Annotated in this window: 4 protein-coding genes; 1 reads left to right on the top strand and 3 read right to left on the bottom strand. The window is 66.2% G+C overall.

Annotated elements, in window-relative coordinates:
• Nucleotides 1–185 precede the first annotated feature (185 nt).
• The 3 genes from VF167_05370 to VF167_05360 all read right to left on the bottom strand — a co-directional run bounded on the left by VF167_05370 (nt 186) and on the right by VF167_05360 (nt 3,434).
• Entirely contained in the window at nt 186–1,688 is a 1,503-nt protein-coding gene (locus tag VF167_05370) for a Gfo/Idh/MocA family oxidoreductase (protein ID HEX6924834.1), read from the bottom strand.
• A 97-nt stretch (nt 1,689–1,785) separates the two neighbouring features.
• Entirely contained in the window at nt 1,786–2,823 is a 1,038-nt protein-coding gene (locus VF167_05365) for an inorganic phosphate transporter (GenBank protein HEX6924833.1), read from the bottom strand.
• The gene (locus VF167_05360; GenBank protein ID HEX6924832.1) at nt 2,823–3,434 is read right to left on the bottom strand and encodes a DUF47 family protein; all 612 of its coding nucleotides are present in this window, start codon (nt 3,432–3,434) and stop codon (nt 2,823–2,825) included. Before VF167_05360 ends, VF167_05365 begins: the two co-directional genes overlap by 1 nt.
• Nucleotides 3,435–3,720: 286 nt before the next feature.
• Here VF167_05360 and VF167_05355 point away from each other — a divergent pair, with 286 nt between their 5' ends.
• Entirely contained in the window at nt 3,721–6,369 is a 2,649-nt protein-coding gene (locus VF167_05355) for an SGNH/GDSL hydrolase family protein (GenBank protein HEX6924831.1), read from the top strand.
• Nucleotides 6,370–6,479: the final 110 nt, after the last annotated feature.

The following is a 6,479-nucleotide window of genomic DNA, read 5'->3' as shown; positions in this document are numbered from 1 at the left end:
GAGGACAAAGAGCCTCATACGGCATTTCGGGCGTTAGTAATTCGTAATTCGTAATTGGCCGGCCTCCCCTCCTCTGCGCTCTGTTATCCGTCTGTGCCCTCCGCGTAACGCTCTGCGCCCTCCGCGGTTATCCTGGGCGGTGCCTTCCCCGCCGGGCCTGCGGTGATGCTGAGCCGCGTGCCCTCCTACAGCGCCCACCCCGCCCGGTACTCGCGCGTGAGGAACGCGTTGGCTTCCGGGTGGCTGGTCACGCGCATCTGCGCGCCGTCGTACTCGATGGGCACGCCCTGGCCGACCCGCAGGGCCACCAGCCCCAGCAGCATTACTTCGGTCAGCTTCGACGCGTACGAGAAGGGGCTGTTCGCCTGGCGGTTCTCCTGGATCGCGTTAAGCCAGTCCAGCTCGTGCCAGTTCTCGTGCTCGGTCGGCTGGAGGCGCTTGTAGCGCTGCGGTACCCGCGCCGCCTCCTCCATCAGCGTCTCCGGGAAGAGCAGGGGTTCGGCGGCCCACATCCCGTGCAGCATGACCCCGCGCTCGCCGATGTAGATCACGCCACCGTTGTCGTCCCGGTTCAGGGGCACGTCGTAAGGGATCGCCTCGGGGCGAGGCGGCAGGAGGCCACCATCATACCAGGTCATGCGCACGGGAGGCTGCTCGCCCCTGGCCGGGAAGCGGTAGGTGACCACCATCGACTGCGGGTAGCTCGCCGGATTGCGCGGGTCACCGCCCCACGGGGTCGACGTTGTCTCGATGCTGGTGGGGTACTCCAGCTCGAGCGCCATGTACGGGTGGTCCATGAGGTGTGCGCCCATGTCCCCCAGCGCCCCTACACCCCAGTCCACCCAACCACGCCAGTTGAAGGGATGGTAGATGGGGTGGTACTCGACCACCGGTGCCGGGCCGAGGAAGAGATCCCACTCGAGCCCCGCCGGCGGCGGGTAGCTTCCACCCATCGCGCTCGCAAGGATTCTCTGCACGCCACCCTGGCTCCAGTCGATCTCCGCCGGCCGTCCCATCACCGGCTCCGGACGAGGAACCCCTTGCGGCCAGATCGGTCGGTTGGTCCACACGTGCACCTCGCGCACCGGCCCCAGCACCCCCGCCTGCACGATCTCGTTCACCCGCAGCGAGTCTTCGCGCCAGTGGCCCTGGTTACCCATCTGGGTCACCACCCCGGTTCGCTCTGCAGTCTCCGCCAGCACTCTCGCCTCGTGCACCGACCAGGTGAGAGGCTTCTGCACGTAAACGTGCTTCCCCGCCTCCATCGCCCGCTTGGCGATGATCGCGTGGGTATGATCAGGGGTGGCAACCAGCACGGCGTCGATGTCGCGCTGCTGGTCGAGCATGCGGCGGAAGTCGGTGTAGCGACGCGCGCCGGCGTACGCCTGCTGGAGGGCGACCGCGCGCGGATCGGGACCGCCCTGCCCGCCGCTTACGCGCCCCTGCAGCGACCTATCCACGAAGCCGAAGTCGACGTCCACGATGGCGCCCAGGCGGTGACCGCCGTCCACCACGTTCTGCGCGTTCGACATGCCCATTCCGCCGGCGCCCACGATCGCGACGTTCACCGTGTCGCTCGGCGGCCGGTAACCTGGTCCGCCTAGCACGTGCCGGGGCACGATGGTGAACCCGAACGCGGCACCCGTGGCGCTCGTTACGAAGTCGCGGCGGCTGATCTTCTGATTCATCAGACGGCTCCTATCCGGCGGGCGGCGGTGCGGGAGTGAAGACTTTCCAGAACAACATATTAGGGGGCGCGGAGCGCTGCGCCACCGGGCCGACCGCCTAGGCCGGCAGGAAGAGGCCCATCAGCAGGTAGGCCAGCGCTCCCATGATGGCCGCGGCCGGGATGGTGAACACCCACGCCCACACGATCCGACCGGCGATCCCCCAGCGCACCGCCGAGAGGCGCGTCGACGCTCCGACGCCCACGATCGATCCGGTGATCGTGTGCGTGGTGCTGACCGGGATGCCGAAGGACGTCGCGAGCAGGATGCTGATCGCTCCCCCCGTCTCGGCGCTGAACCCGCCCACCGGACGCAGTCGGGTGATCCGCGACCCCATGGTGTGCACGATCCGCCATCCTCCGAATAGCGTGCCGAGGGCGATCGCGGAGTAGGCGGCCAGCTCGATCCAGAGGGGAATGTGATTGACGTCCTGGACGTAGAAGTGGCTCAGCAGACCGGTCTTGTCGGCAAACGAGGATTGGGCGGCGAAGAGCAGGCCGACGATGATCCCCATCGTCTTCTGCGCGTCGTTGGCTCCGTGCGAGAGGGAGAAGATAGCGGAGCTCGCGAGCTGCGCGTAGCGGAAGAACCCCTCCGCCCGGCTGCGCGACACGCGATGGAAAGTCCACAGCGAGATCAGCATCAGCACGTAGCCCAGCGCCATCCCGATGAGTGGGGAGACGACGATGAAGGCGAGCGTCTCGATCCACTTCCGGCCCCACTCGATCGCCACCAACCCCGCGGCCGCCACGGCCGAGCCTGCATATCCTCCGATCAACGCGTGAGAAGAGCTCGACGGCAGCCCCCAGTACCAGGTGATCAGATTCCAACCGATCGCCCCCAGGAGCCCCCCGAGCACCACCGTCGGGGTCACCACGTCGAGGTTGATCATCCCGCTCCCGATGGTGCGGGCCACTGCCGTGCCTACGATAAAGAGTGCGGAGAAGTTGAAGGTGGCTGCCCAGGCGACCGCGGTGAAGGGCTTCAAAACCCGGGTTCCCACCACCGTCGCGATAGAGTTCGCGGAGTCGTGGAACCCGTTGATGAAATCGAAGACGAATGCGACGAAGACGATGAAGAGGATGAACGTGACCATCAGCTGTTCTTGATGGAGATACTCTCCAGCACGTTCGCGACGTCTTCACACTGGTCGAGCGTGTCTTCCAACTTATCGTAGATCTCCTTCCACTTGATCACGTTCAGCGGCTCCGGCGTGCCCTCGAAGAGGAGACCCACCGCCTCGTGATAGACGGCGTCTCCCTCCTCCTCCAGCACCTTGATCTGCCGGGCCTGCGTGGCCACCTCCTTCGAGTTCTTCACCCCTCTCACCCCGATCTGGATGGCGGCCGCGGCGCGCACGATGATCGACGTGAGCTCGCGTGCCGGCTGGTGGATGTCGACGATGCGGAACATCTGCGCGCGCCGCGCGGTGCCGTCGATCAGGTCGATCACCTCGTCGAGCGACGAGGCCAGCAGGTGGATGTCCTCACGGTCGATCGGGGTGACGAAGCTCCGATCGATCCGGTCCATAACGCTCCGCGTCAGCTCGTCCGCCTGATGCTCGAGCTCCTTGATGGCGGCGACGTGCTGGGGGATTCGGTCCGGCTCCTTGAACAGCTGATCGAGGATCGCGGCCGAGTCGACCAGCCGACTCGCCAGAGTATTGAACAGATCGAAAAACTTCTCGTCGCGCGGAAAGATGCCCATGAGCCCGCCGCTGTCTGCAGGTTTCGTCGATGAAGCGGCAGGAAAGTAAAGGGTACCGCGGCGTCACGACAGAAGGAGGGGCCGCGACGCCCCACCTGTGCCGAACGTCGGCCGCAGATTGTGGCGTCATTTCAGCAGCAGCGCCGCCGGGAGCGGATCGCGCTCGCGGGCAGGGGGCGGGATTCTCACCCGCTGGGGACACTTCTGAACGGGGCGCATTTCGTGCGGGCCGGCGGGCTGCGTCGGCGCGAATCATCAAGCCGCCTCCCCCTCTTCGCTCCGAATCATGACCGCTCCTCCGTCCCCGCCCGCCGCCGGGAGGGCCGCCCGGCCTTCCCTTGTTCTGGCTCTCCAGCGCGCCCTCCAGCGAGGCGAACGGACGGGCGCTGTCGAGCTACCCGATGTAGGTCGCCTTCTGATGGTGGCGGCTCAGCTCGCGCTCGTTCTGCTGGCGATCCGGACTTTCCGCCTGGAGGAGAGCTTCGGCTTCGTCCGCATCCTGCCCCTCCTGTTCGTCGGCTTCGTCATCAACGCGGTGCTGCCCATCGCACTGCGTCGCTCTTTCTTCGTGCTGCTTTCCCTGGCGGCCATCCTCACTGTTTTCGGTGCGGAGTACGGGACGGGCCTCATCCTCCTCGGGCTCGGCCTGATCGCGCTGTGTCATCTGCCGATTCCCTTTGCCGCACGGGTTGCCCTGCTGGTCGCGGCCGGGGCGCTGCTCGCGGGGATGCGAACCGGGTGGATCCCCACGCCGTTCGGGCGCATGCCGTTGCTGCCCGTCATGGTGCTGCCCATCCTCGGCTCCATGTTCATGTTCCGCCTGGTCGTCTACCTCTACGACCTGCGGCACGAGACCCAGCCGGCTCCCCTGGCCGCCCGGCTCGGCTACTTCTTCCTGCTGCCGAACGTCTGCTTTCCGCTCTGCCCGGTCGTCGACTACCGCACCTATCTGCGCACCTACTACGACCGCCCGGCCGTGGAGATCTACGAGAAGGGCCTGCGGTGGATCTTTCGCGGGATGCTGCACCTGCTGCTGTACCGGGTCGTCTACCTCTTTTTCGTGCCGACGCAGGCCGAGGTGCAGACGCTCGGTGGTGTGGTGCAGGCGATGCTGACCACCTATCTGCTCTATCTGCGCATCTCCGGGCAGTTTCACCTGATTGTCGGGATCCTCTGTCTCTTCGGCTTCAACCTGCCGGAGACCCACCACCTCTACTTCCTCGCGTCAAGCTTCAACGACTACTGGCGGCGGATCAACATCTACTGGAAGGACTTCATGATGAAGATCTTCTACTATCCGTCGTTGATGCGCGCGCGGAAGCTGGGCCTCAATGCGGCAATGGTGATCGCCACGGCGGCGGTGTTTCTGGGAACGTGGCTACTCCACTCGTACCAGTGGTTCTGGCTACGGGGAAGCTTCCCGCTCCGCCTCACCGACGCCCTCTTCTGGGGGATCCTCGGGACGCTGGTGGTGGCGAACTCGCTGTACGAGGCCAGGCGTGGCCGCAGGCGAAGCCTGGGCGAGCCACGCTGGGCGCTGCGTCCGGCGCTCCTCCTCTCGCTCCGGACGTTGGCGATGTTCGTTACGATCACCGTTCTCTGGTCGCTGTGGAGCAGCGCCTCCGTCGAAGAGTGGATCGCCATGGTCGCCGTCGCGGGTCGCGCTCGAGCTTCGGAGGTAGCGGTTCTCATCGTTGCGCTGGCCGTCCTCGTCGCTCTCGGGGTGCTGCTGCAGTACGTCGTCAGTCGGAAGTGGCTGCCATCGCCTCCGCCGGATGAGAGGCCGCCGCTCTGGTCGGCCGTGCTCGTCGGGGCGACGGCGGTGGTTCTCATCCTGATCGGTACGCCCGGCATCCGGCCGGTGCTCGCGGACCCGGTGGAGGACGCGGTTCTCGCCGTGCGCGAGAACCGGATGAACCGCCGCGACACGGAGCTGATGGAGCGCGGCTACTACGAGGGGCTGCTCGATGCAGGGAGCTTCGCCAACGCAATCGAGACCGTGCAGGCGTTGGCGCAACGGCCGGACAACTGGGGTGGGTCGGGTCGCGGGAGCCGCGCGACTCGGGAGCGAGACGATCTGCTCGAGTACGAGATGGTCCCCGGCTACGAGGAAACGGTGAAGCTGGCGCCCTTCCGCACCAACCGGTGGGGAATGCGGGATCGCGACTACGAGCAGGCCAAGCCGACGGGGGTGTTCAGGATCGCGCTGCTGGGATCTTCCTACGAAGTGGGTGCAGGTGTGCCGCAGGACTCGGTCTACGAGAACGTCGTCGAGGATCGGCTCAACAGCGAAGGCGCGGCGAGCGGAGAGCGCTACGAGATCCTCAACTTCTCCGTGGCCGGGTACGGCCTGCTGCACACCTATCTATCGGCCCGGAGCCGCGTTTTCGACTTCGATCCTGACCTCCTCGTCGTCGCGGGCCATAGCCAGGAAATCGGAGCGCGCCTGCGTACGCACCTGCGGATCGCCATCGAGAAGGGGCTCCCGATCACCGACCCCGAGCTGCGAGAGATTCTCGCCCGGTCCGGCGCTCTCGAGGCAGGCAGCGCCGCCTCCATCGAGCGCAGTCTGCAGCCGGTGCTGGTCGATGTGGCGCGGTGGAGCTTCCAGGGGATGGCAGAGCTCTGCCGGGAGCACGGGATCCCGTGCGTGTGGCTCTTCGTCCCCACCACCGATGAGGTCAACGGCTCTCCGCCCGCACCGGTCGCGTGGCTCGAGCGGCTTGCCTCCGAGGCAGGCTTCATCTCCCACACGCTAGAAGGGGCGTACGGGGATTATGCAGAGACCGAGGTGTATCTGGGCCCTTGGGACGGGCACCCGAACGAGCTCGGCCACCGCCTGCTCGCGGATCGCTTCTACCAGATCCTGCGCTCCGATCCGCGGCTGTTGCGGCCGGCTGGAGCAGAAGCCACCGGAGTGCATTCCGCGCAATAGAACGGCCGGTGCACCGAAGCCAGAAGCCAGAAGCTGGAATCCAGAAGCGAGAAGTCGAAAGCCAGTCGTCATTCTGGCTCCTGGCTCCTGGCTTCTGGCTTCCTCTTTTA

The sequence above is a fragment of the Longimicrobiaceae bacterium genome (assembly GCA_036375715.1).
Lineage (GTDB): Bacteria > Gemmatimonadota > Gemmatimonadetes > Longimicrobiales > Longimicrobiaceae > DASVBS01.
This window is presented reverse-complemented; position numbering and strand designations above follow the sequence as displayed.

Bases quoted from the DNA above. Each gene is read 5' to 3' on its own strand.
- VF167_05370 (HEX6924834.1), bottom strand. From the start codon at position 1,688: ATGAATCAGAAGATCAGCCGCCGCGACTTCGTAACGAGCGCCACGGGT.
- VF167_05365 (HEX6924833.1), bottom strand. From the start codon at position 2,823: ATGGTCACGTTCATCCTCTTCATCGTCTTCGTCGCATTCGTCTTCGAT.
- VF167_05360 (HEX6924832.1), bottom strand. From the start codon at position 3,434: ATGGGCATCTTTCCGCGCGACGAGAAGTTTTTCGATCTGTTCAATACT.
- VF167_05355 (HEX6924831.1), top strand. From the start codon at position 3,721: ATGACCGCTCCTCCGTCCCCGCCCGCCGCCGGGAGGGCCGCCCGGCCT.